The organism is Yoonia sp. R2-816 (assembly GCF_046762905.1).
GTDB lineage: Bacteria > Pseudomonadota > Alphaproteobacteria > Rhodobacterales > Rhodobacteraceae > Yoonia.
The window spans coordinates 199425-223728 of sequence record NZ_JBKQXN010000329.1; the positions used below are offsets into that span (position 1 = coordinate 199425).

At 58.9% G+C, this 24304-nt stretch carries 27 protein-coding genes and 1 pseudogene; 20 read left to right on the forward strand and 8 right to left on the reverse strand.

Annotation, left to right across the window (positions count from 1 at the left end; genetic code table 11):
- Nucleotides 1-15: 15 nt before the first annotated feature.
- The 4 genes and pseudogenes from ACFWW2_RS24765 to ACFWW2_RS24780 all read right to left on the reverse strand — a co-directional run.
- Nucleotides 16-105 (reverse strand): annotated as a pseudogene (locus ACFWW2_RS24765) (chemotaxis protein MotB); the annotation flags it as partial.
- A gap of 82 nt (nucleotides 106-187) precedes the next feature.
- The gene (locus ACFWW2_RS24770; RefSeq protein ID WP_393932976.1) at nucleotides 188-574 is read right to left on the reverse strand and encodes a hypothetical protein; all 387 of its coding nucleotides are present in this window, start codon (nucleotides 572-574) and stop codon (nucleotides 188-190) included.
- Between the two features lie 318 nt (nucleotides 575-892).
- Nucleotides 893-1942 carry a Gfo/Idh/MocA family protein gene (locus ACFWW2_RS24775; RefSeq protein WP_393932978.1) on the reverse strand — a complete coding sequence of 350 codons (1050 nt, stop codon included), beginning with the start codon at nucleotides 1940-1942 and terminating at the stop codon, nucleotides 893-895.
- Nucleotides 1939-2721 (reverse strand): ThuA domain-containing protein, encoded by a 783-nt coding sequence (locus tag ACFWW2_RS24780; RefSeq protein WP_393932980.1) that lies wholly within the window; start codon nucleotides 2719-2721, stop codon nucleotides 1939-1941. The genes ACFWW2_RS24775 and ACFWW2_RS24780 overlap by 4 nt, the downstream gene beginning before the upstream one ends.
- A 137-nt stretch (nucleotides 2722-2858) precedes the next feature.
- Here ACFWW2_RS24780 and ACFWW2_RS24785 point away from each other — a divergent pair, with 137 nt between their 5' ends.
- The 11 genes from ACFWW2_RS24785 to ACFWW2_RS24835 all read left to right on the forward strand — a co-directional run bounded on the left by ACFWW2_RS24785 (nucleotide 2859) and on the right by ACFWW2_RS24835 (nucleotide 13080).
- The gene (locus ACFWW2_RS24785) at nucleotides 2859-3947 is read left to right on the forward strand and encodes an Acg family FMN-binding oxidoreductase (RefSeq protein WP_393932982.1); all 1089 of its coding nucleotides are present in this window, start codon (nucleotides 2859-2861) and stop codon (nucleotides 3945-3947) included.
- A complete protein-coding gene (locus ACFWW2_RS24790; protein WP_393932984.1) occupies nucleotides 3944-4396 on the forward strand; it encodes a MarR family winged helix-turn-helix transcriptional regulator in 453 nt (150 codons plus the stop codon). Before ACFWW2_RS24785 ends, ACFWW2_RS24790 begins: the two co-directional genes overlap by 4 nt.
- Nucleotides 4397-4465: 69 nt before the next feature.
- Nucleotides 4466-4951, forward strand: coding sequence for a hypothetical protein (locus tag ACFWW2_RS24795; protein ID WP_393932986.1), 486 nt, complete (start codon nucleotides 4466-4468; stop codon nucleotides 4949-4951).
- A 146-nt stretch (nucleotides 4952-5097) separates the two neighbouring features.
- Complete coding sequence (gene chlG / locus ACFWW2_RS24800; RefSeq protein ID WP_393932988.1) at nucleotides 5098-6003, forward strand: chlorophyll synthase ChlG; 906 nt, start codon at nucleotides 5098-5100, stop codon at nucleotides 6001-6003.
- Between the two features lies 1 nt (nucleotide 6004).
- Nucleotides 6005-7285 (forward strand): BCD family MFS transporter, encoded by a 1281-nt coding sequence (locus ACFWW2_RS24805; RefSeq protein WP_393932990.1) that lies wholly within the window; start codon nucleotides 6005-6007, stop codon nucleotides 7283-7285.
- Between the two features lie 3 nt (nucleotides 7286-7288).
- Nucleotides 7289-8470 carry a geranylgeranyl diphosphate reductase gene (locus ACFWW2_RS24810; RefSeq protein WP_393932992.1) on the forward strand — a complete coding sequence of 394 codons (1182 nt, stop codon included), beginning with the start codon at nucleotides 7289-7291 and terminating at the stop codon, nucleotides 8468-8470.
- Complete coding sequence (gene idi / locus ACFWW2_RS24815; protein WP_393932994.1) at nucleotides 8467-9000, forward strand: isopentenyl-diphosphate Delta-isomerase; 534 nt, start codon at nucleotides 8467-8469, stop codon at nucleotides 8998-9000. Before ACFWW2_RS24810 ends, idi begins: the two co-directional genes overlap by 4 nt.
- A 57-nt stretch (nucleotides 9001-9057) precedes the next feature.
- The gene (locus tag ACFWW2_RS24820; protein WP_393932996.1) at nucleotides 9058-9588 is read left to right on the forward strand and encodes a gamma-glutamylcyclotransferase; all 531 of its coding nucleotides are present in this window, start codon (nucleotides 9058-9060) and stop codon (nucleotides 9586-9588) included.
- Nucleotides 9589-9739: 151 nt separating this feature from the next.
- Nucleotides 9740-10825, forward strand: a complete 1086-nt coding sequence (locus tag ACFWW2_RS24825; RefSeq protein WP_393933158.1) for a biopolymer transporter ExbB — start codon at nucleotides 9740-9742, stop codon at nucleotides 10823-10825.
- A gap of 3 nt (nucleotides 10826-10828) precedes the next feature.
- A complete protein-coding gene (locus ACFWW2_RS24830; RefSeq protein ID WP_393932998.1) occupies nucleotides 10829-12640 on the forward strand; it encodes a peptidoglycan -binding protein in 1812 nt (603 codons plus the stop codon).
- A gap of 281 nt (nucleotides 12641-12921) precedes the next feature.
- Nucleotides 12922-13080, forward strand: a complete 159-nt coding sequence (locus ACFWW2_RS24835) for a hypothetical protein (RefSeq protein WP_393933000.1) — start codon at nucleotides 12922-12924, stop codon at nucleotides 13078-13080.
- A 173-nt stretch (nucleotides 13081-13253) separates the two neighbouring features.
- Here ACFWW2_RS24835 and ACFWW2_RS24840 read toward each other — a convergent pair whose 3' ends face one another.
- From ACFWW2_RS24840 to ACFWW2_RS24855, 4 genes are all read right to left on the reverse strand, one after another.
- A complete protein-coding gene (locus tag ACFWW2_RS24840) occupies nucleotides 13254-13808 on the reverse strand; it encodes a tetratricopeptide repeat protein (RefSeq protein WP_393933002.1) in 555 nt (184 codons plus the stop codon).
- 64 nt (nucleotides 13809-13872) lie between these two features.
- A complete protein-coding gene (locus ACFWW2_RS24845) occupies nucleotides 13873-14721 on the reverse strand; it encodes a PA2778 family cysteine peptidase (protein WP_393933004.1) in 849 nt (282 codons plus the stop codon).
- The gene (locus ACFWW2_RS24850; protein WP_393933006.1) at nucleotides 14679-15080 is read right to left on the reverse strand and encodes a PA2779 family protein; all 402 of its coding nucleotides are present in this window, start codon (nucleotides 15078-15080) and stop codon (nucleotides 14679-14681) included. The genes ACFWW2_RS24845 and ACFWW2_RS24850 overlap by 43 nt, the downstream gene beginning before the upstream one ends.
- Before the next feature lie 136 nt (nucleotides 15081-15216).
- The gene (locus ACFWW2_RS24855) at nucleotides 15217-15507 is read right to left on the reverse strand and encodes a YggT family protein (protein ID WP_393933008.1); all 291 of its coding nucleotides are present in this window, start codon (nucleotides 15505-15507) and stop codon (nucleotides 15217-15219) included.
- A 140-nt stretch (nucleotides 15508-15647) separates the two neighbouring features.
- Between ACFWW2_RS24855 and ACFWW2_RS24860 the strand changes: the two genes are divergently transcribed.
- From ACFWW2_RS24860 to ACFWW2_RS24900, 9 genes are all read left to right on the forward strand, one after another.
- Nucleotides 15648-16190, forward strand: coding sequence for an acyl-CoA thioesterase (locus ACFWW2_RS24860; RefSeq protein ID WP_393933010.1), 543 nt, complete (start codon nucleotides 15648-15650; stop codon nucleotides 16188-16190).
- A 67-nt stretch (nucleotides 16191-16257) separates the two neighbouring features.
- Nucleotides 16258-17634: an MFS transporter gene (locus ACFWW2_RS24865; RefSeq protein WP_393933012.1), complete on the forward strand. Its 1377-nt coding sequence runs from the start codon at nucleotides 16258-16260 to the stop codon at nucleotides 17632-17634.
- Nucleotides 17619-18539, forward strand: a complete 921-nt coding sequence (gene mepA / locus ACFWW2_RS24870; RefSeq protein ID WP_393933014.1) for a penicillin-insensitive murein endopeptidase — start codon at nucleotides 17619-17621, stop codon at nucleotides 18537-18539. The genes ACFWW2_RS24865 and mepA overlap by 16 nt, the downstream gene beginning before the upstream one ends.
- Nucleotides 18540-18616: 77 nt before the next feature.
- The gene (locus ACFWW2_RS24875) at nucleotides 18617-19471 is read left to right on the forward strand and encodes an esterase-like activity of phytase family protein (protein ID WP_393933016.1); all 855 of its coding nucleotides are present in this window, start codon (nucleotides 18617-18619) and stop codon (nucleotides 19469-19471) included.
- 90 nt (nucleotides 19472-19561) lie between these two features.
- Nucleotides 19562-20203 (forward strand): queuosine precursor transporter, encoded by a 642-nt coding sequence (locus ACFWW2_RS24880; protein ID WP_393933018.1) that lies wholly within the window; start codon nucleotides 19562-19564, stop codon nucleotides 20201-20203.
- 307 nt (nucleotides 20204-20510) lie between these two features.
- Complete coding sequence (gene arfB / locus ACFWW2_RS24885; RefSeq protein ID WP_393933020.1) at nucleotides 20511-20936, forward strand: alternative ribosome rescue aminoacyl-tRNA hydrolase ArfB; 426 nt, start codon at nucleotides 20511-20513, stop codon at nucleotides 20934-20936.
- A 169-nt stretch (nucleotides 20937-21105) separates the two neighbouring features.
- Entirely contained in the window at nucleotides 21106-22344 is a 1239-nt protein-coding gene (locus tag ACFWW2_RS24890) for an efflux RND transporter periplasmic adaptor subunit (RefSeq protein ID WP_393933022.1), read from the forward strand.
- Nucleotides 22337-23056 (forward strand): ABC transporter ATP-binding protein, encoded by a 720-nt coding sequence (locus tag ACFWW2_RS24895; RefSeq protein WP_393933024.1) that lies wholly within the window; start codon nucleotides 22337-22339, stop codon nucleotides 23054-23056. The genes ACFWW2_RS24890 and ACFWW2_RS24895 overlap by 8 nt, the downstream gene beginning before the upstream one ends.
- A complete protein-coding gene (locus ACFWW2_RS24900) occupies nucleotides 23013-24269 on the forward strand; it encodes an ABC transporter permease (RefSeq protein WP_393933026.1) in 1257 nt (418 codons plus the stop codon). Before ACFWW2_RS24895 ends, ACFWW2_RS24900 begins: the two co-directional genes overlap by 44 nt.
- Nucleotides 24270-24304 lie beyond the last annotated feature (35 nt).

The following is a 24304-nucleotide window of genomic DNA, read 5'->3' on the forward strand; positions in this document are numbered from 1 at the left end:
AGGACCAATGAATATGGCAACCTTCCACGCCCCGCCGTGATGCCCGCCGCCGCCCACGACCTTTTTGCGCTTGATTATGACCGGCGCATTTGATCCTGCACTCATTTTCACCACCTCAGTTTTCACCCAGAACAGGTGGTAACCGGACGGAAGTGAAGGCAGGCTTAAGGTAACAATTTAACGCAAATCACTCTTTTTCGGGAGATACGGAGCTTGTGCTATCCATCTGTATTTGCCGCAGGCGCGCAGCGATATCGGATTTGATCTGATCGCGCTGATCGAGAATTTCGAGATAGGATCGGGTCAAGGCCACAAAGCCTGGGCCAAAGTCCGAAAGATCCTCGCAACGACGCAGATCGCCTCGCAAGGTTTCCAGATCTGCATAAGCGTCGTAAAGGCCTTTGCGCAAGGCGCATAGTTCGTCGTCGGCGGGCAGTACGCGATCAATCGTGCGCCGCAGGATGTCGCGCTGCTGCAAGACCGATCCATTGCCGCCGTTTTCTGACGCAAGTGTCAGAACAGCAAGACGGTCAATCAGGTCTACGGCGGTCAGCGGCACAAGGATTTCATTCATTTAGGATCTTTCTTTTCGGGCGCTGCCACCGAATGTGACGAACCCGCACATCACAAAACACTTACTAACCCGCACCACGGTCATAGCATTGCACCCTTTCCAGAAGGTATCCGACTGCCGCACCAGATCTGACAACCGGAGGGCATCGGGCACCATCAACGCGCCGGTTCGATCTGGAGGGTAACTGGGCGGAATGTGTCACTGGGGCATGCGCAATGGCGGTCATGGGGCTCCTTTGTCATGCAACGTACATGACATTCGGGAACTCAACCTTAAACAGGCTGCAAAGTCAAAAACGGGGACCGTACGGTGGTCTGATTATACGACTTGATCACGGGCGCCATTTGTGTCCGACAGCACCGCAAGATCCAGCACTCGTTGCAGACCCGCGCCATGTGCGAAGCTGGGCTGGACCGGATCACCGGTGCGGATGGCAGAGACAAAGCGCTGAAAATTTGTCTCAACCGCTGGCGTTTCGACGTCGATCCACTGACCACTCTGCAGGTTGTCACCCAGACAGGCGCGCAGCCTGCTGTCACGTCCTTCAAACCGCACATCCAGACCACCCTTTGTGCCGAACAGGCGCAAGCTGAGGTCATTGAGATGTCCGCTGGCAAAACGGCTGGCATGGATGACACCTATCGCCCCATTGTGCAGTGCCAAATGCATGGTCATGCTGTCATTGGCATCCAGCGTATAATCCCCGATCCGGTTATCCGGGGCTTTGTCAAAAGTCGCCAGACGGCAGGAGACACGGGCGGCATCTGATCCTGCGCCAAATGTTGCGTAATCCAGAATATGTACACCCACATCCCCCAACACACCCATGGATCCATGTCCAGCTGACAAACGCCAGAGCCACTGGTCCTCGGTGCGCCAGTCGCCCCATGCGGGCTGTGTCAGCCAGCTTTGCAGATATGCGGCTTCGAAATGGCGGACGGCGCCAATATCACCGCAGGATACCATTGCGGCGGCATGCATCAGGGCAGGCACATTGCGATAGGTCAGGTTAACCATATTCACCACACCTGCCGCCTTTGCTGCCGCTGCCATCTCGGTGGCATCAGCCTGATTGGTGGCCAGAGGTTTCTCGCAAAGCACATGTTTTCTGGCTGCTAGCAATGGTAAGGTGGTGCGATGATGGACGGCATCGGGTGTCACGTTGGACGCTGCATCAAAACTTCCCCACTTCAAGGCCTCGGCCACGCTGGTAAAGCCCTCTGGAACGCCGTGTTTGGCTTGAAACGCAGCTAGATTGTCAGCATTGGTGTCCACGCCGCCGACAACCTCAACCCCATCCATCTCGGCGTAAGCCTCCGCGTGCGCGCTGGCCATTGCCCCGGTGCCAACAATCAGTACCCGGGTCATCTAAACCCTTCCTCACCATCGCGGTGCAACCGTGGACCCCGCGCCTCTAGCGGCTCTAGGGCCTGATCGGCCGGCACGTTGGGGGCATCATTCACACCGATCACCCGAGGGGCCGGGTTGTGCGCCCAGCGCACGGCATTGCGCAGAACGGTCTGCACATTGGGATCGTGATAGGTCGGGTAGGTTTCATGCCCTGGGCGGAAGTAGAACACGTTGCCCGCCCCCCGCTTATAGGTCAGGCCAGACCGAAATACCTCGCCGCCCTGAAACCAACTGATAAAGACGGTTTCCAGCGGTTCGGGCACACCAAAGGGCTCACCATACATTTCTTCCTGCTCAAGTTCGAAATGATCGGGCAGGCCCGCGGCAATCGGATGATTGCGAGTGGTTACCCATAACCGCTCCCTTTCGCCTGCCTCGCGCCATGTCAGGTTGCAGGGCGTACCCATCAGGCGCTTGAAAATCTTGGCGAAATGGGCCGAATGCAGCAGGATCAGGCCCATGCCCGCATGCACATGCGTGGCCACACGTTCGACCACTTCATCAGCTACATCGCCATGGGCGGCATGGCCCCACCAGATCAGCACATCGGTCTGCGCCAAACGGTCTTCTGGCAGACCGTGTTCCGGTTCCTGCAAGGTGGCGGTAGTCGCCGAGATATCGTCACCCTGCAACGTATCGGCAATCTCGGCATGCATCCCGCGCGGATAAATATCGGCGACGATTTGGCTGGTCTGCTCATGAACATTCTCACCCCAGACGACCGTGCGGATTGTCATTGGCCACCCTCCTCTCAAAGCGCTTTGAGGCGACGTTGCGACGAAAGAGGAAGAAATACAAGCGCGATAAAACGGACTTGATATTGATACGATATCGCACTAAGTAATACGATATCGTATCAAATGAGGATAACATTATGGCTCTCACCAGACGTAAGGCACTGGCACTTATCGGGGGTGGCACGATTGTGGCCGCCGGCACATTCCTGGGAACGCGGACACCCTATGCGGCAATCGCACCTTGGGACGCAGCAGGCGGTTACGACGATCCGCGCAAATGGGCGCTGTCCTATGCGCTGCTGGCACCCAATGCCCATAACATTCAGCCGTGGCTGGTTGGTTTGGAAGGTGATGACACTGTGACCCTCTGGCGGGACAAAACCCGCGAGTTACCCGAAACTGACCCGTTTCACCGGCAACTGGTGGTTAGCCTCGGTTGTTTTCTGGAACAGATGAAAATCGCCGCCGCCCAACAGGGAAAGGAGGTCAGCTTTGACATCTATCCCGATGGAGAAGACGGGCCAGCGGCCGTCGCCACATTCGCCAATGGCGGCACGCCCGACCCGCTGTTCAACGCCATTCTCGACCGCCGTTCCTGCAAGGAACCGTTCGAGGATCGGCCAGTCCCGCCAGAACTAGCGGAAAGTCTGGGCAGCTATGCGACCATTGTCACTGATCAGGCCGAGGTCGCGGCGATCAAGGACCTGACCTGGCAGGCCTGGCTGGCCGAGCTTGCCTATCCCCCGACCCATAAAGAAAGCGTCGATTTGATGCGTTTTGGCAAGGCCGAGATCAACGCCAATCCCGACGGGATCGACCTGGGCGGGCCGTTTTTGGAAAGCCTGATGCTGGTGGGGGTGCTGAACCGCGAGCAGCAGCTGGATCGGGAAAGCACCGGCTTTCAGCAGGGGGTGGCTATCTATGAAGAAATGCTGCACGCAACGCCGGCCTATGCGGTCCTGACCTCGCCCACGAATACCCGCGCTGACCAGATCATGGCCGGACGGCAATGGCTGCGGCTTAACCTGGCAACGACACAGGCAGGGCTTTCCTTGCATCCCGTCTCGCAGGCGTTGCAGGAATATCCACAAATGGCAGAACACTACGCCGCCGCTCACGAATTGTTGGCAAAGGATGGCGAGACTGTTCAGTTACTCGGGCGCTTGGGCTACGGTCCGCAAATCCCCCGCACGCCACGTTGGCCACTGGAGACGCGATTGATTTGACCCAAACCATCCAAACCGGAAGGTACTTCACCTTCTTCAACGAAATCGGAATCATCGAACAGCTAAGCCGCGCCTTTCTTGAGGCGCAGCTGCCAGATGGAATCATCGCCCCACATTTCTCGGTGCTGAACCACTTGATCCGCGTCCGGGATGGGCAAACGCCGCTGGTTTTGGCGCGGGCATTCCAGGTACCCAAGACAACGATGACCCATACACTGGGCGGTCTGCAAAAGCATGGGCTGGTGGACATCCGGCCCAACCCGAAAGACGCCAGATCGAAATGCGTCTGGATCACCGATGCGGGCCGTACCTTGCGCGAAGAAACCATTGCCGCACTTGCGCCGGATTTACGTGCAGTCGCAGAGGTGGTCTCTCCCACGGATCTGGATCGCGTACTACCCATCCTTGAAAAGCTGCGACAATACCTGGATCAGGCGCGCGACGAATAACGTCGATTGAAGCTGGCTAACGCTTCGGGTAGTGATCGCCTGACCACGCCCAATCAAAAAGACCGGACCATGACTCCAATTTATAAAGCCGCTTTCGTCCTCGTTGGCATGGCCAGCCTGTTCTGGCTGGTTCTGGTCGGGCTATTTTACTTCGCGCCGGTCTATGGCATCAAATTCTATCCCAGCACGACTGTTCCCATCTTTGCGCTTGCGCCTCTTTTCATATCTTCCTTTGCGGCCCAGTGGATGACGGGACAGCGTTCAGCCGTGGAGTGGTGGATTTTTCGGGCTCTGGTGATCGTCGGGTTCGGGATTGCCGCCTTCCTGACAGAGGCGGCGATCATCCATGCAGCCCTCAGTCAGGTGGAATCGATCACCTATACCGAGATACTGCAGGCGCCTTTGTCAAAGCGTTACAACGTCAGTGTGCTGTTTGGGTTCAGTTTCCTGACCAGCGCGCTTCTGGTTGCCGCCATGATCGTCTTTGTGTCTGTTCCAGCGCGGGTTGCTATCCGGCAGCGCAAGGCTTCAGCGCTGGAACCGCCAGCGACCTGAAAATCCCATCAACAGCCCATTTCGACGTTGCGCTAGCGCGTCTTTGCCAACGTGGCATTCGCGCGCATCGCGCAGTGACACGATAGCGCAGTGTCAACCCGCCTTTACACTTGCGAGCAAGGCTATTGTCACACTAAACTGACAATATGAGTGTCACGTCGGATTTACAGATCAGCACGACCTCGCGCCGCTGGCCAGAACCCCGCGCGGCATTGCGGCTGATCAAGCCGGTGACGTGGTTTCCCCCTATGTGGGCCTATCTTTGCGGCGTTGTATCCTCAGGCGTAAGCCCCTCTGGCCAATGGTTTTTTGTCATCCTTGGCGTCATCCTGGCAGGGCCTATCGTTTGCGGGATGTCGCAGGCGGCCAACGATTGGTGTGATCGCCATGTGGACGCCATCAACGAACCGGACCGCCCGATTCCGTCCGGACGGATTCCCGGGCGCTGGGGCCTCTATATCGCGCTGGCGATGACGGCGCTGGGCCTGATCGTCGGCTACCAGCTTGGGCCATGGGGCTTTGGCGCGACGATCCTCGCCGTGCTGGCCGCCTGGGCCTATTCCGCCGAACCGATCCGGGCCAAGCGGTCCGGTTGGTGGGGGCCGGGGTTATGTGGCCTTGCCTATGAAACCCTGCCCTGGATCACGGGCGCCGCGGTCGTCAGTGCTGGCGCGCCAAGCCTGCAGGTGATTGTGATTGCGGTGCTTTACGGTCTCGGTGCGCATGGCATCATGACGCTGAATGATTTCAAAGCCATCGAAGGCGACCGCGCAACCGGCCTGAAATCACTCCCCGTTACGCTCGGTCCCGATCGCGCCGCTCGCGTTGCCTGCTGGATCATGGCTGTACCGCAGGTCATTGTGGTCGGTCTTTTAACCTATTGGGGGCATGGGTTTCATGCACTTGGCGTCATGGCGATGCTGGCCGTCCAACTGGGCGCGATGCGCGTGCTGCTGCGAGACCCGGAAGGCAAGACGCCCTGGTATCAGGGTATGGGCATTCTCTTTTACATCAGCGGCATGATGATCGCCGCCACCGCAATCGGAGGATAGAATGACACTGTCCTGGTTCCAGATTTTTCGCCTTGGCCTTGTGCAGATGGCATTGGGCGCCATCGTTGTCCTGACGACATCAACCCTGAACAGGTTGATGGTAGTGGAGTTGTCGCTGCCAGCCGTCCTCCCCGGTCTGTTAGTGGCGCTCCACTACGGTATTCAAATGACCCGCCCACATTGGGGGTTTGCGTCTGACGCGGGCGGGCACCGAACACGCTGGATCATCGGTGGTATGGCCATGCTGGCTTTTGGTGCGTTTCTTGCCGCTATTGGTGTGCTTGTTTTGGAAAGCTCTTTTGCGGCTGGCATGGTCATCTCGGTCATTGCCTATGCGCTCATCGGGTTGGGGGTCGGGGCATCCGGTACGTCACTGCTGGCCTTGCTGGCGACCACAACCGCACCTCACCGCCGCGCCGCTGCAGCAACAATTACATGGCTGATGATGATCTTCGGCATCGCTGTGACCGCGGGGGTCGTGGGCAAGCTGATCGACCCATATACACCGCAATTACTGATCAAGATCGTGGGCATTGTGGTGCTCACCGCCACGGGTCTGACCTGCCTTGCCGTCTGGGGTGTCGAGACGAAGCTGATCGCTGTGCGCCAACCCGATCCAACGCCATTCCGCCAAGGGCTGGCCGAGGTCTGGCAGGAACGCAAAGCCCGCAACTTTACCCTCTTCGTCTTTCTTTCAATGACCGCCTATTTCATGCAGGAACTGATCCTGGAACCCTATGCGGGTCTGGTCTTTGCATTCACGCCCGGACAGTCCACATCGCTTTCGGGCGCCCAAAATGGTGGCGTTTTCATCGGGATGCTAACCGTCGGTATCCTCGCGACCGGTCTCAAGATTGGGGCGCTGCGGCATTGGGTCATAGCCGGGTGTCTTGGCTCTGCGGCCGCGCTGGCCGTGATCGCCATGCTGGGACCAGTGGGGCCCGCTGCGCCGCTTACCCCTGCTGTTGTCGGGCTTGGGTTCTTTAACGGGATGTTCGCTGTTGCGGCCATTGGATCAATGATGGCGCTGGCCGGGCAAGGCCGTGAACAACGCGAAGGGACGCGCATGGGCCTTTGGGGCGCTGCCCAGGCTGTTGCCGCCGGCTTTGGCGGATTGGTCGGGGCCGGAATGGTTGACGTGCTGCGCGCGCTTTTCACCGACACGCAAGCCTTTGGATCGGTGTTCCTTTTCGAAGCCACACTTTTTGTTGCGGCTGCCACGATGGCGGCGAAAATCATGGATCGGCGCATGCCGTCCGCAACCCTCGTTCCGGGAGAATAGCCAATGCAATATGATGTTGTCGTCGTGGGCGCTGGCCCATCCGGAGCCACCGCTGCCGAAGACCTCGCCCGGTCAGGGCACAAGGTTGCGTTTATCGACCGCGACGGACGGATCAAGCCGTGCGGAGGGGCGATCCCGCCGCGTCTGATCGAGGATTTCCTCATTCCCGACGAACAACTGGTCGCCAAGGTCAACACCGCGCGCATGATATCACCGACGGGGCGGCACGTGGATATTCCAATCGAAAACGGCTTTGTCGGCATGGTCGACCGGGAACATTTCGACGAATTCCTGCGCAATCGGGCCAAGGACGCAGGCGCACACCGCTATACCGGCACCTTTCAAGGGATCGAGCGGGAAGGCGACACCACGAAAGTCGTCTTTCGGGACAAGATCAGCGGGAATGTCATCAAGCTTGAAACCAAGCTGATCATCGGCGCTGACGGCGCACGATCCAACGTGGCCCGGTTAGAGGTCCCCGGTGGCGACAAGACGCCCTACGTGATCGCCTACCACGAAATCATCGAAGCACCGGACCAGACCGACACTTATGATCCCCTGCGCTGCGATGTGGTGTATGACGGGCGTATCTCCCCCGATTTCTACGGCTGGGTCTTTCCCCACGGCGGACAGGCCAGCGTCGGTATGGGATCGATGCAAAAGTCGGTCGACCTGAAGCAGGCTACAGCCGACCTGCGCGCGGCATCAGGGCTGACCGACTGCAAAACCATCCGCAAGGAAGGCGCACCCATTCCGCTGAAACCGATGGACCGCTGGGACAACGGCAAGGATGTCGTGCTGGCCGGTGACGCAGCGGGAGTGGTGGCCCCCTCATCCGGCGAAGGGATATATTACGCCATGGTCGGCGGCCGGGTGGCAGCAACCGCTGCTGCGGCTACTTTGGCATCAGGGCGCGCAAAAGATTTGCAATTGGCCCGCAAACTTTTCATGCGCGAACACAAACAGGTGTTCAGGGTTTTGGGCGCGATGCAAAACGCCTATTACCGCAGCGACGAACGGCGTGAACGGTTTGTCTCACTCTGCCACGATGTGGACGTACAAAAGCTGACTTTTGAGGCCTATATGAACAAGAAACTGGTAAAGGCACGTCCAATGGCCCACATCAAGATCGGCATCAAGAACCTCGCGCATCTGACGCGACTTGTGTCGCCGTTGCGCACATGACGATCATGATCCCGGCCTGGGTCAATGGTGAACTGGTACCAGTGGAAAAGCTCGACGCGCACAAACGCGGCCTGAAGCACAAGGCGGTCAGCGTCTTTGTGATGAACCGGGGGCGCGTGCTGATCCAGCAGCGCGCCATGGAGAAATACCATACGCCCGGGCTTTGGGCGAACACATGCTGCACCCATCCCGCATGGGATGAAGACCCGGCAGATTGTGCCATGCGGCGGCTCGACGAGGAACTCGGGATCAAGGGGCTTTATCCCTGCTATCGCGATCAGATTGAATACAGGGCCGATGTGGGCAATGGATTGATCGAACACGAGGTGGTCGAGGTTTACGTCGCTGATGCGCCGGACAGCCTGAAGATCGCGCCCAATCCGGACGAGGTGATGGCCACCCGGTGGGTTGATTTCTATGATCTTTCTGCCGATGTAGCCCGCCACCCGGCACAATATACCCCGTGGCTGCGCATCTATCTGCAGGATCACACCACCGCCATCTTCGGCGATCTGATGCGGGCTGTCTGACGGCCCTTTTCGTCCCGATGGTTCCAATGATATGGGGCCATAAAAGGGGACGTGATCATGGCGCTTTGGGTTTTCGGATATGGGTCACTGCTATGGAACCCGGGCTTTACGCCTGTCCGCAAGGTCAAGGCGCGGTTGCACGACTATCACCGCAGTTTCTGCATGCTGTCGATCCACCATCGTGGTTCCGAAGAAGACCCTGGGCTTGTGCTTGCCCTTGATACCTTTCCCGATGGGCAATGCACCGGTGTCGCGTTAGAGGTGGCGGAAACGGAAGAGGACGCTGTGCTGACCATGTTGCGGGAGCGCGAATTGATCTCCTCTGCCTACTACGAAGACACGGTCGATCTGATCACGGATGATGGCGAAACCATTCCCGCGCTGGCCTACATCATCAACCGTGATCATGTGCAGTATTGCCAGTTCGATCTTGAAAAACAGGCACAGATCATCGCGCGGGCGGTGGGAGGGCGCGGCCCGAACACCGAGTACCTTTTCAACACGGCCGACCACCTGCAGGAACTGGGCATTCGCGATCAGGATATGGAGTGGCTGGTCACCCGTGTGCGTGCCTTAACAGCAACATGACCCCCGCCGCGATTTCGTTTGGGTTTTTCGGGCGCTGCACCTATGGTCCAATCGGGGCGAAGCAGTAACAAAGATAAGGCGACCCGTGTCCGAAAAAAGGGAACCCAAGGCGCAGCCACAGTTTTCGCAGCCGATCCGACAGATCCTGTTCATGTTCGTCGTGATCGGGCTGATCGGGGCTGGCTTCTATCTGGGGCAGGCCCAGATCATTGCGATCTACAACTCCAACCCCTACCTCAACGGGGTCATTCTGGCCGTCTTTGTGCTAGGGGTTTTGTCCTGTTTCAATCAGGTGTTCCTGCTGATCAAATCGGTACGCTGGATTGAACGGTTTGCACGAGATGCGGGCGGGCATTCCTACAGCACTGCACCATCCCTGCTGGCACCCTTGGCCACGCTGCTGCGGTCGCGCGGCGCACGTACGCAGATTTCATCCTCGTCCAGCCGATCCATCCTCGATTCAGTCGCCCAGCGGATCGACGAAGACCGCGAGATTACGCGCTACATCGGCAACGTGTTGATTTTCCTCGGTCTTTTGGGCACGTTTTATGGCCTCGCCACAACCGTGCCTGCGCTGGTTGAGACCATCCGCTCGCTCAATCCCGGTGAAGGCGAAGACGGTGCCGATATATTTGCCCGTCTGCAATCTGGATTGGAAAGTCAGTTGGGCGGGATGGGTACGGCCTTTTCCAGCTCTCTTTTAGGTCTCGCTGGATCGCTGGTCGTCGGCCTTTTGGAACTGTTCGCGGGCCACGGCCAGAACCGGTTCTACCGCGAGTTGGAAGAATGGATGTCCACCATCACCCGTGTCGGTCTTGAGGGCGATGAGAGCGGCAGCGGTGCCGATCACGGCGTCATGGCCGCCTTTGTCGATCAGTTGGGCGAGTTGATGGATACCATCCAGATGAGCATGGGCCAGATTGACGAGGATCGCGAGGAAAACGACAAACGCTTTGCCAGCCTCGCCGCAACGGTTGAGCAACTGACCCAGACATCGCGCAATGACGGGACGCATGAATTGCTGACACGTGTTGCTGACGGGCAGGAACGCCTGATCAAGAAGCTGGACGACAGCGGCATGGAAGGCATCGACGCGGAAAGCCGGATGCGTCTGCGGTCCATCGATGTGCAGCTTCTACGCATCCTTGAAGAGATGTCAGCGGGCCGTCAGGAAAGCGTCGGGGATCTGCGCAAGGACCTGTTGACGCTGGCCAACGCGATCAAAGACAGGGGCTGATCCATGGCGCTGGGCCGCAGATCATCCAACCGCTTTCAGAACGCCATCTGGCCGGGTTTCGTGGATGCCATGACCGGGCTTTTGCTGGTGCTGATGTTCGTTCTGACGATCTTTATGGTGATCCAGTTTGTCCTCCGCGAAACGATCACCGGGCAGGAAAGTGAACTTGATTTGCTGAGCGGTGAGATCGCAGCGCTTACCGACACGCTGGGTGTCGAACGGGCGCGGAGTGCTGCACTCAGCAGTGATCTGGATGCCGCCAATACGCAAGCTCAGGCGCAGGCGGGCCGCATTGCCGCGCTGATCGCAGAGCGGGATCAACAGGACCGCGCATTGGTGGAGGCGCAGACCCAGATCACCGGGTTTGAGGCGCAGGTCGCAGGCCTGCTGGCAGAGCGCGAGACAGCCAATGCCAACATCGCGGGACTTGAGCAGGATCAGGCCCGTTTGCTGGCAGAACAGGCCGATCTGATATCGGAGCAGGAGGCGCTGAACCTCGCCCTTGCGCAGGCCCGAACCGAGATTGACGCCGAACAGGAAGCCGCCCGTCTGGCCGCCGCCCGACGTGAGGCGCTGGAGGCGTTAGTTGCTGATCTGGAAGCAGAAAACACGCAAAATGCCGAACGGATCACTGCGCTTGAGGCCGAAGGTCTGGCTGACGCTGCTGCGGCAGAGGCATTGCGCGAACGGCTCGCCAATGCCGATACCGAACTGACGGCGATGACCCTGAACCTTGAACAGCAACGGCGCGAGGCCGAACAAACATTGACCTTGCTCGCCGCAGCCCGCGCGGCCCGGGCGCAGCTGGATCAAGAGCTTGCGGCGATCCTTGCGAGCCAGTCCCAACTGGGCCAGAACCTGTCAGAGGCCGAAGCGGCCCGCGCCGCCGCAGAAGCCGAAGCCGCCGCGCGTGCGACCGAGAATGATGCGCTGCTTTCGCAGCTATCAGATGCGCTTGCCGCCCTGTCGCAGGCCGAGGGTGCCCAGAACGTTCGCAGCACCGAAGCCGAACGTCAGGCCGCCTTATTAGCGCAGGCAAATCAAGCACTTGCCGAGGAAGAGGCGCTATCGGCAGAGAGCCAAAGACAGGTCGCATTGCTGAACGAACAGGTGACCGCGCTGCGCACGCAGGTCGGCAATTTGCAGTCCCTTCTGAACCTTGCGGAAGAGTCGGATCGAGAGGCGCAGGTCCAGATCGAAACCCTCGGCGCGCAGTTGAACACGGCCCTCGCGCGAGTCGCGTCAGAGGAGCGTCAGCGCCGGGCGCTGGAAGAGGCGGAGCGGATCAGGCTGGAGGCCGAGGCCGCCCGACTGGCCGAAGAGGCCGAACGGCTGGCGGCGGAGGCACAGGACCTTGCCCGGTTCAAATCGGATTTCTTCGGCCAGCTGCGTGAGGTGCTGGAAGGTCAGGACCGGGTGCGGATCGAAGGGGACCGGTTCATCTTTGCGTCCGAGGTGCTTTTCGAACCGGGCCGTGCGACTTTATCAGCGGATGGGCAGGCCGAAATTGCCAATATTGCCGGTATCTTACGGTCGATCGCCGATGATATTCCGCCGAATATCGATTGGGTGATCCGTGTCGATGGCCATACCGATAACATCCCCGTCGGCAACACCAGCCGCTATCGCGATAACTGGGAACTCAGCCAGGCGCGCGCGCTTTCGGTGGTGCGATTTATGTCCGAGGATCTGGATATTCCGCCGGAACGGCTGGCGGCCAATGGCTTTGGCGAGTTCCAGCCGCTGAACCCGGATGACACGCCAGAGGCGCGCGCACAGAACCGCCGGATCGAACTGAAACTCACCGAGCGGTAGCAACGTTCGGTGGGGGCGGTGGGGTGACGCAACACCCCAGTACGCCGAATTTTGCGAATCATCAGTTAATACTGGGGTTTTGGCGATTTTGCCGTGTCGGCATCGCGTCGGCAAAACGTCGGACTTGCGTCGGACCCCAAGGGCCGATTTGGGCGGATTAAGGCGGCGCGCGGTCCGATTATGAACGCGCCGTTAAGAATTACCCCCGTCAAACGCCGTCCAACCGTCAACGATTTTTTGGCTCTTCTGCCGCAATCTGCGGCAAATTGAGAAGGAACATCATGAAGAAACTGATCTTGGGTCTGGTCACAACACTTGCCTGCACAAACCCGCTCGCCGCCGATGAATTCGAGGCGGCGATGCAGCAATTCTTAAACGAGCATATTGCCGGCCGGGCGTCTGAACCGGTCCGTGCCGCTGCCATGGGGTCTGGGGAGTAGCCGGTCTGAAGGAGCGATGGCCAGAAAAGTGCAGGCGAGGGCTCCGCATTGTCGTTTACCTTAAGTGCTTCGCAAAAATTCTGACTCGCGGGTTTTCGGTAAACGCCTCGGCACGTTCCTATGTCGCAGTCGTTTAACCTCTGCCTTATGCCTGACTGCAAAAAAGAAATGCTTCAGAACCGGATCAGGTGCTTTGAACCGAGTTTCCTTTGCCAGGTAGCTGCAACGGCCTCATCCTTGGGATATCCGTGCTGCCCAAGCGCGTAGGCATTCGCCATGAATTGAATAGCACCTTCGAAATGAAGGTTGGCGGCCTCTTCGATCAATTTGAGGCCAGCGCGTTCGTCCTGGGTCACACCTGTTCCCGAGAGCAGATCAAGTCCGTGGCACCATTTGGCATAGGCGTGGCCCGTGTCCGCCGCCTTGCGATAGAGGATGGCGGCCAGTTCATATTCGCCTTTTTCATAGTGGTCATGCGCGAGGTAGAACATGGCATCTGGGATTTCGGCCGCGGCACCGGTTTGAAGTCTTTCTAGGTGGCGTTGATCGCACTCCTTGTCGCTCAAGTCGCGCCAATCTTCTGCTGCGCCGGACAACCAGATGGCTTCGGCGTTGCCTTGTTTGACCAAAGGTGCAAGCAGTTCCTTGATCCAGATTCTTATTGCCTCGTTAAGCGTGTCGTTCGAGCAGTGGTATTGCGCATCAAGTAGCGTGCGCGCCTCTTTCAAGACAGATGAAAGCTCTTTCGTCACTTGCGGGTCCTTTACGCGATCAATGCGGATTTAACCCACCTTATAATTCGCTTTCGACCTGGGCGAGGTTGTTGCGGATTTCGGGGATGTCGGGGGCGATGCGCCGGGCCTGCCGGAGTGCTTGTCGCGCGCCGCGCAGGTCGCCTTGGGCGTAGCGTGCATTGCCAAGCCCGAATTGCCACAACCAGTTGCCCGGCCAGCGGGCCGCGCCGGTTTCGTAAAGTGTTTCGGCTGCCCCGTATTGTTCAACCCGTTCCAGAGCGGCGGCGGCTTGCAGTATATTGGTTTCGTTGACGCTGATTGGGAGGTCATCGGGCGGCAGCACAACCAGCCCCCAGAAATCACCGCGCCGCCATGTCCGTTCGAACAGAGCGAAGGGCATGACCATTTGATCCAGTTGACCGGAGTTCAGATAGACTTCATCCCGTTGCAGGTCATATCCCGTCACCACCCCGTAATGCCAGACCGGGGCGATCCCCAAACCGAGGTTCTGGAAGACGATCACCGGGTGGCCTGCGCCAATCTCGCTCAACAGGGCGTCGAAATTGTTGATCTCGACCGCCAGTTGGCCTTTGCGCCGCGCGCTGCCGATCATGTCGGCAAGGTACGTGCCCCCTGCACCGGGGCTGAAGGCGAGGGAGGCAATGTCGTCTTGCGTCACGTCGTGCCCCGACCACTGCATCACCATGGCGATGGAGGCTGGGCCGCAATAGAACGCCTCTTGCTGGATCAGCGGTACGCCTGCCACGATCGCGCGCGTCGGCACATCGACCGTGAGCCGTTCGTCCGGATAGAAGGGTGCCGCACAGCCTGCCAGCCAGCTGAAGGCCAGCAGGCAGAAGAGCCTTAGCGCACGCAACGGGTGAAGTTGAAGATCCGTGTCAGACACAGGATGTCGGTCACCAGAAGGATGATGAAAATGGTGAAGAGCGTGCCAATGATGTCGGCGCCTGCGCTGTCATTTTCCATCTGGGTGACGATGGATGCGACCTCGGCGTCGGAGAGAGCGGCCAGTCGCGCTTCGGCCTCGGCTGGATCAACACCGAGGGCTACGATCTGCGCCCGGACCTCCTCGCGCTGGAGTTCGCCCATCAGGAAGCTGCGGTCGCTGTGCTGGGCATATTTTGAGATCGCCGCATCGGTCCCGAGCATTTCGGCCTGCGCCATGGTCACGGCGGTGGTGGACAGCATCAGTTGCGCCGACAGAGCGATGGCGATGCCGGTTTTGGTGAGTTTAAAAAAGCCCATGGGTAAATTCCTTTGTCTTCGGTCCGCTGGCGCGGACCGGTTGCCCCTTGGTCAGGCAGTTTCGGGGAATTTGCGGGATCGTGCAACCGCTTGATTGCCGCCCGTTTTCAGATAGGCGGAAAGTGGATGGGCCGGATTAGCTCAGCCCGATGGCCATCCGTGTCAAAATGATCCGCAGGATTTCCAGCCCGATCAGCACGACTACCGGTGACAGGTCGATCCCGCCCAGATCGGGCATGAACCGCCGCACCCGGCTGTAGATCGGTTCCAGCAGCCGTTGCAGGGTGTACCAGATTTGCCCGACGATTTCCTGCCGCACATTCAGCACCTCGAACCGGATCAGCCAGCTCATGATGAAATGCGCGATGACCACGAACCAGGCGATGCTGATCAGGTAAAGCAGGATAACGATAAGTGTGCCGATCATGCGGGCCGTCCTTTTGCGATGCTCGCAAGGACCTAAGCGTTTCGCCCTTGTCAGACAAGACCTGTCGTGACCCAAGGTTAAGGTTGACGTTTGCGTCAACTTTACACATCTGACGGCAGAGTTGAGCAAAAGGCCCCGCGATGTATCCCCTTGTCAGATTGGCGAAAGAATATGTGACAGCGCGCAGCGCCGCACCGCTGCCGGCGTTGGGTACGCATGTGTCCTATCATCGCTGCTGGCCGCAGGACCTTGATCTGTTCATGGAGATGAACAACGGGCGCATCCTGACGATGCTTGATCTGGGCCGTACGACCCTGGCCTACCGCGCCGGTTTGTTAGGGGCTTTGCGCCAGAAACGCTGGGGTTTAACGATGGCGGGTGTGTCCGTGCGGTATCGCAAGCGTATCCGCCCGTTCGTGAAATTTCGCACGGTCAGCAAGGCGGTTGGCTGGGATCACCGGTTCATGTATCTGGATCAGTCGATCTGGATTGGCGACGAATGTGCCGTGCAGGCGCTGTATCGGTCTGCGGTGACCGATAAGAACGGACTGATCCCACCGGAACGCGTGTTCGAAGTCATGGGCTTTGACCAGCCGCAACCGCAACTGCCCGATTGGGTGCAGGCCTGGATTGATGCTGATGCAACCCGGCCATGGCCGCCGGTTGATAACGGCCTGACGTAAACCTGTGCTTGCCACTGCCCCGATTAACGGTGTTTGATCGTCGGAAAGAAAATCAGGGGCAGGTGACATGGCGGCGAGTAAGAAACGTATCTGGGGCTGGATGGCCTTTGATTGGGCGTCGCAACCGTTTTACACGCTGGGTCTGACCTTTATTTTCGGCCCGTATTTCGCTGCGGTCGCGGCGGAATATTTTCTGAACACCGGGATGGAGGATGGAGCCGCCAAGGCGCAGGCCCAATCCATCTGGTCGGCGGGTCAGACGGTGGCGGGTCTGTTCATTGCCTTTACCGCCCCGTTTCTGGGGGCTTTTGCTGACAATTCTGGCCGCAAGGTTCCCTGGATCGCCTTTTTCTCGGTCATCTATGTCGTCGCTGCCTGCATGTTATGGGGGCTGACGCCGGACGGTGCCCGCCTGTTTTTGATCCTGATCCTGTTTTATGTCGGCTTTTTTGCCGCCGAAAGCGCGCTGAATTTCGTCAATGCGATCCTGCCATCACTGGGCGACGAACATGAGGTCGGGCGCATTTCGGGTTCGGGTGCTGCCTTTGGCTATTGGGGCGGGGTGACGGCGTTGTTCATCATGTTGCTGTTGCTGGCCGAAAATGATGAAGGCGTCACGATGCTGGGAGTTGCACCGCTTTTCGGGCTGGACCCGGAACTGCGTGAAGGCACCCGGTCAGTGGGGCCGTTTATCGGTATCTGGTATGCGATTTTCATCATACCGTTTTTCCTGTGGGTGCGGGACGACCCAAATGCGCCAACGAAATCAACGAAAATCGGGGCTGTTGCAGGCGATTTGATGAGCACGCTGAAGTCGGTCTTGCATCGCAAAAGCCTGTTGAACTTTCTTGTTGGGTCAATGTTTTACCGGGACGCGCTGAACGCACTTTATGCATTTGGCGGGGTCTATGCCGCACTTGTTCTGGATTGGCAGACCATTCAGATCGGCGTTTTCGGAATTATTGCCGCCATTGCCGCCGCAATCACGACGTGGCTGTCGGGGCTGGCCGACCAGCGTTATGGGCCTAAACCGGTGATCCGGATCACGGTCTGGGTGTTGATTGTGGTGTCGGCGATTATCGTGGGCATGTCGCGCGAGCAGATCTTTGGCATCCCGCTGGCCGAAGGATCGCAGGTTCCTGATATCATCTTTTATATCTGCGGGATGTGCATCGGCGGGGCCGGCGGTGCGGTCTATACTGCGTCCCGGTCGATGATGGTGCGCCATACCCACCCCGACCGCCCGGCAGAGGCGTTTGGTCTGTTCGCGCTGTCAGGCAAAGCGACCGCGTTTCTGGCGCCCGCGTCGATCAGCCTGTTCACTTACATGACCGGCAATGTGCAATTGGGCTTTTTGCCTGTGATCATCCTTTTCTTGTTGGGTCTTTTGTTGTTACGATGGGTCAATAAGGACGGAGATCGTGCAGAATGGTCCGCATCGTAGCAGTTGTATTTGTCATCCTCGGGTTGGTTGCTTGTCGGGATAATGCCGCACCGCCGCCTGCGCCCACGCCAGAGTTGAGTTTTGCTACGCAGAACGTGAATGACACACGTATTGCCAAAACGCTGTTCGGGGCGATGCCGCGGGGATCGAACCAGTCGCCGCAATCGATTGGCGGCTATGCCCGTGGCTGTCAGGCCGGGGCGGTTCAACTGCCTGAAACCGGCCCGACATGGCAGGCGATGCGTCTGTCCCGCAACCGCAATTGGGCGCAGCCAGAGACCGTTGATTTCGTGCAGGATCTGAGCCGCTTTGCCGCGACCCAACCGGGTTGGGCGGGGCTGTATGTTGGCGATATGAGCCAGCCGCGCGGTGGCCCGATGTTGACCGGTCATCGCAGCCATCAGACCGGGCTGGACGCCGATATCTGGATGCTGCCGCCGCAGCGGCTGAACCTGTCGGTGGCCGAGCGTGAGAATATCTCTTCTATTTCGATGCGTCGGAATAATGGTGCCTATACCAACAGCAGCTGGACCCCGCAGCATGAGGCGATTTTGAAGGCTGCCGCCTCTGACCCGCGTGTCGCCCGGATTTTCGTGTTTCCGGGGGCCAAGGTGGCGATGTGTAATTCGGCGACCGGTGATCGCAGTTGGCTGAACAAGATCCGCCCGTGGTGGGGCCATCATTATCATTTTCATGTGCGTCTGAACTGCCCTGCCGGGGCGGCGGGCTGTGCCGATCAGGCCCCGCCCCCTGCGGGCGACGGTTGTGCGGATGCCCAGCAATGGGTGAACAATATCCTGAACCCGCCACCGCCGGACCCCAATGCGCCCCCGCCGGCCCCACGGCGCGAGCTGACGATGGCGAGCCTGCCTGGGCAATGCCTTGCCGTTTTGAACGCAGAGTAACGATTTCCTGACTAAGAACTGCACGTATGTCGTGTAGAACGGGGTAGCTCACCCTGGTTTTGACAAAGGCGATTTGCGTGCTGCGTTTCTTTTTTCTGTTTGTCCTGCTGGGGGCTGTGCCTGCCTGCGCCCAGACCGCGTTGATCGGGACCTATGAATGGACCCGCGATGATCCGCAATTTGGCGGGTTTTCGGCCATTGAGGTGACCGATGACGGGTTGGGTTTTGTCGCGATCAGCGATCGTGGTGCGTTGGTGATCGGTGATATTGCCCGCGCTGACGGTGTGATTACGGGTGTTTCTGCGGGTCAGGTGCAGCCGCTTCTGGATGTGGATGACCTGCCGCTTGCTGGCGAAAAGACAGATAGTGAAGGGTTGGCGATTGGCCCTGATACGCCGCTTTATGTATCGTTTGAGGGGAAATACGACGGTGTGCGCGTGTTCGAGCCGTCTGGTGCCGCGATCACCGACCTGATCACCGATCCCCGGTTTGGTGTGTTGCAGGCCAATTCATCGCTGGAGGCGCTGGCGCTCGGCCCTGATGGCGCGCTTTACGCCCTGCCGGAACGGTCGGGGCGCGCGGAGCGTCCGTTTCCGGTTTACCGTTTGTTGGATGGTAAATGGGATCAGCCCTTTGATATTCCGCGGCGTGGTGCGTTCCTGGTTTCCGGGGCCGATATCGGCCCGGATGGCCGGCTCTATGTGCTGGAGCGTGATTTTGTCGGGATCGGTTTTCGCAGCCGTGTGCGCCGGTTTGATCTGGGCGGCGGGAACGAGGAAGTGCTGTTGCAGACAGGGATCGGCACCCATGACAATCTGGAGGGGATCAGTGTCTGGGCGGATGACGAAGGGCTGCGGATGACGCTGATTTCGGACGATAACTTTCGCCGTTTTCAGCGCACCGAGATTGTGGAATATCGCATCAGCGATTGACATATGGACCCGTGCGGCGCTATTGCGCGCCGTCCCCGGATGATCCGCGGGGCCAAGTGCCGCACCCTTGCCAAAACGGAAACCAAAGACATGACACGTATCCTTCCCGGCGTTCTCGCCATGGCCACCATTGTTGTGGCGTCCAATATCCTTGTGCAGTTCCTGATCCTTGACGGGTTGCTGACATGGGGCGCGTTCACCTATCCGCTGGCGTTTCTGGTGACCGATGTGATGAACCGGGTGTATGGATCTGCTGCCGCGCGCAAGGTTGTGCTGGTGGGGCTGGTTGTGGGCATTATCTGCAGCCTGATCGGGTCGCAGATCATGCTGCAGGGGGACGGGTTTGAATATCCGGCGGTCGCATTGCGTATCGCCATCGCGTCGGCAACCGCGTTTCTGGTGGCGCAACTGCTTGATATCGCTGTGTTCAACCGCTTGCGCCAGGGGTCCTGGTGGAAGGCCCCGCTGGGCAGCACGTTGATCAGCTCAACGGTTGATACGGTGATTTTCTTTTCGATTGCCTTTGCGGCTGTTTTCAACGGTTTCAGTGCTGCCGCGGCTGACGAAGTGGTCTGGGCGCAGGAGGCAGTGCCGTTTCTGATGACCGGTCCGATGGCGCCGTTGTGGGTCTCGCTTGCCGTTGCCGACTGGGGTGTGAAGCTTGCTGTCGCGCTGATTGCGCTGGTGCCGTTTCGCATCATTGTTGGGCGGATGCAGCGGACGGTCACTTAAACGCGACCCGTGGTATATTTTTACTTGAAATATACCAAATCTGTGCGAACTTGCGTTCAGGCGAAACATTTTGAAAGGAGGTGATCCAGTGCATCATGAGGTATTGGAGAAGTGTGTCGGGACAACTTGGGGGGTACGCAGCTAGGGCAGCCCTTGGCTGAAGTAGACCCAAGGTGGGCAACCTAACCGACCCGCCTCCGTAATTCAGGAAAGGGCCATCCCATCGCCGGGGTGGCCCTTTTTCCATGGGATTTTGACGGTCGGCGTTGCGTCGGATATGCGTCGGCAAAACGTCGGACCCCAACGCATGGTACATCCATTGAAAATTAACGATCAGATCGAGATTGCCGATTGGGAGCTGACGGAGAGTTTTGCCCGGTCGTCCGGTCCCGGCGGGCAGAATGTGAACAAGGTGTCGACGGCCGTCGAGCTGCGGTTCGAGGCGGAGCGGTCGCCCAACCTGCCTGATCCGGTCAAGCGTCGCCTGCGCCGGTTGGCGGGCCGCCGGTGGACGCAGGACGGGGCGATTGTGATTTTCGTGCAGGAGACCCGCAGTCAGGCCCGCAATCGAGAGATTGCCAAGGATAGATTGGCGGAGCTGATCCGGAAGGCCTGTGAAAAGCCTAAGCGCCGCGTGCCGACGAAACCAACCTATGGTTCGGTCAAGCGGCGGTTGAAGGCAAAGAAGGTCCGTGGCGAAGTAAAGGCATTGCGCGGGCGGGTGGACGAGTGAGAGCACGGCGCGACGTCTGACCAATTGTCGAGCCTGTCATGACGTCCAGAATCCCGAACTAAAACGCAACCAAGCCCATCAGCATAAATGACGCGTGTTGATCAGTGTCAATGCAGCCTTGTGCTGAGGCCCTAGATTGACGGTGGAATCGCGCTGCTGAGGGGTCGTTATGTCGCAAACACCGGAAGATGTTGTTGCTCGGTTGGGGTTGGATCGCAAAGGCGGCCTGATACCGACATGGGTCAAGTATCTGATTGGCATTGTCGTGATTGCCGGCGGTGTCTTTTACTGGACGTCAGCGGCGGGCCCGGAAAATGATGTGTCTTATGTGACGGCCCCCGCCGCCACGGGCGATCTGCGGGTTACGGTGACAGCGACCGGCACGGTTGAGCCGACCAATCTGGTTGATATCTCAAGCGAGTTGTCGGGCATTCTGGCCAGCGTCAATGTCGATTTCAACGACACGGTCACCAAGGGGACCGTGCTTGCAGAACTGGATACCACCAAGCTGGATGCCTTGCTGGCTGTCAGCAAGGCGTCGTTGGACAGTGCCATTGCCCGTGTTGCGATGGCCGAGGCGACACTGGACGAAGCCCGGGCAAAATATGAAAACGCCTTGCGGCTGGAAGAGCGTGGTTTCACGCCCCAGCAGGAGTTCATCTCTCACCGTGCCGCTTACGTGCGGGCCCAGTCTGCGTTGCAATCAGCGCTGGCAGATCGGGCATTGGCCGAGGCTGATCTGGATCTGCATCATGCGGAACTTGAGAAGGCCTGCATCTGTTCGCCCATTGACGGGGTCGTGCTGGATCGGGCCGTTGATGAAGGCCAGATCGTGGCCGCCGCGCTGTCCGCCCCGGTCCTGTTTACCGTGGCTGAGGACCTGTCCCAGATGGAGCTGCAGGTTGATATCGATGAGGCGGATATCGGGCGCACCGCTGTTGGGAACAGCGCGACGTTTACCGTTGATGCCTATGATGAACGGGTTTTCCCGGCAGAGATTTCCGAAATCCGCTTTGCCCCGCGCACGGTTGATGGCGTGGTCACCTACAAGGCTATTCTGAGCGTGGACAATTCCGACTTGTCATTGCGTCCGGGTATGACCGCCACCGCGGATATCACCGTTGCTGAAATAAAGGACGCTTTGGTCGTGCCGAACGCTGCCCTGCGCTATGCCCCGCCAGCTGCGCCGACGGAGGAAGAAGACCGCAGTGGTCTGTTGGGCATGTTGATCCCAGATGGCGATGGCGGTCGCAACCTTGGCGATGACAAAACCCTGTGGGTGATGCGGGGTGATGTGCCGCAGGAAATCAGCGTGCGGTCGGGCCAGAGCGACGGTCGGATGACCGAGATACTGGAAGCGGATCTTGCCCCCGGTGATTTGGTGATCGTGGACCGGATTGATGGCTGATCCCGCAAGCACAGATCTGCCGCTGATCCGGTTGCGCGATATCAGCCGCGTCTATGGCATGGGCGAGGCCGAGGTGCGGGCGCTTGATGGTATCAATCTTGATATCGAAAAGGGTGAGTTCGTGGCCATTATGGGCCCCAGCGGGTCGGGCAAATCGACGGCGATGAATGTGCTTGGATGCCTCGATGTGCCGACAAGCGGGCAGTATCATTTCAACGGGGTTGAGGTTGCCCATCTGACGCAGGATCAGCGTGCGTTGCTGCGTCGTCATTATCTGGGCTTCATCTTTCAAGGGTATAATCTGCTGCCGCGCACCAGTGCCTTGCAGAATGTGGAACTGCCGCTGATCTACAAAGGGTTGGGTCGGGCGGAGCGTCATGCGGCGGCGACCGAGGCGCTGGCTAAGGTCGGTTTGGCCCATCGTGCCAGCCATGATCCTTCGGAATTGTCCGGGGGGCAGCAACAGCGGGTGGCCATTGCCCGCGCCCTGGCGGGTAATCCGCAGGTGATCCTGGCGGATGAGCCGACCGGCAATCTGGATACCAAGCTGTCGGCAGAGATCATGGAGGTTTTGCAGAAGCTGAATGAGGAGGACGGGCTGACCATCATCATGGTCACGCATGAGGCCGATATGGCCGAATTTGCCCATCGTTTGATCTGGATGGTGGATGGCCGGATCGAACGCGATGGCCGAACATCGAGGGCCGCCTGAGATGTTGTGGGAAACTGTCAAACTTGCCGTGCAGGCCATTTTTCGCAACGCCTTGCGGTCGTTTCTGACTGTGTTGGGCATCGTTATTGGTGTCGGGGCGGTCATCGCCATGGTCACGGTTGGTCAAGGGTCCACCGAACAGGTCACGGCGGATGTCGAGAAGCTGGGCACCAACATGCTGATGGTGATGCCGGGTCAGGACGCGATGGAGGGTGGGCCGGTTGGGACGGCGGTGCAGCTGTTTTCGATCCGCATGAATGACCTTTTGGAAGAAGAGTTGGGTGTCATAGAGGTATCGGCCCCGCTGAGCATGGGTCGCGCGCGCGTCGTCTTTGGCAACGAAAACCGCCGCACCGATATGGTCGGCACGGATAATCGGTACTTTAGCGCAGCCCAGTGGGAGGTGGATCGCGGCCGTCTGTTTGATGTCACCGAGCTTCAATCCGGAAAGCCGGTATGTGTGATCGGTGAAACCGTGCGCAAGGATCTATTTGGAACATCTGACCCGATTGGCGAAGAGATCCGGATACAGACGCTGTCTTGCGAGGTGATTGGGCTGCTGAAATCCAAAGGCGCGTCCACCTTTGGCAGCGATCAGGACGATTTTGTCATCATGCCGATCCGCACGTTTCAACGGCGGATCGCCGGAAACACGGATGTGTCCCTGTTTATCGTGTCGGTTCGTGATGGTGTCGATACTGAACGCGCCAAGACTGAGATTGAAGCGGTCATGCGCGACCTTCGCAGGATCGGGCGCGGTGAAGAAGACGATTTTACCGTCATGGACATGAAGCAACTGGCGACGATGTTGTCGGGGATCACGGGGATCCTGACCGGGCTTTTGTCGGCTGTGGCTGCTGTCAGCCTGCTAGTTGGTGGTATCGGGATCATGAACATCATGCTGGTGTCGGTCACCGAACGCACCCGCGAGATTGGCATCCGTCTGGCCATTGGTGCGCAGGCCTGGCAGGTGCTGCTGCAATTTCTGGTCGAGGCGATCATTCTGTCGCTTTTTGGCGGCTTGATCGGGATCATTGTGGGTCTGGGTATGGGGCTGCTGGGGGCGAATATGCTGTCGATCCCGTTCCGGCCTGATCCGCAGATTGTGCTGCTGGCCTTTGCCTTTTCCGCCGCTGTTGGCGTGGTTTTCGGGTTCTTTCCGGCCCGCCGCGCGGCCCGTCTGAACCCGATTGACGCCTTGCGGCGCGAGTGATGGCTGGTTGATTTAGATCAGTTGTCGTCATGTGG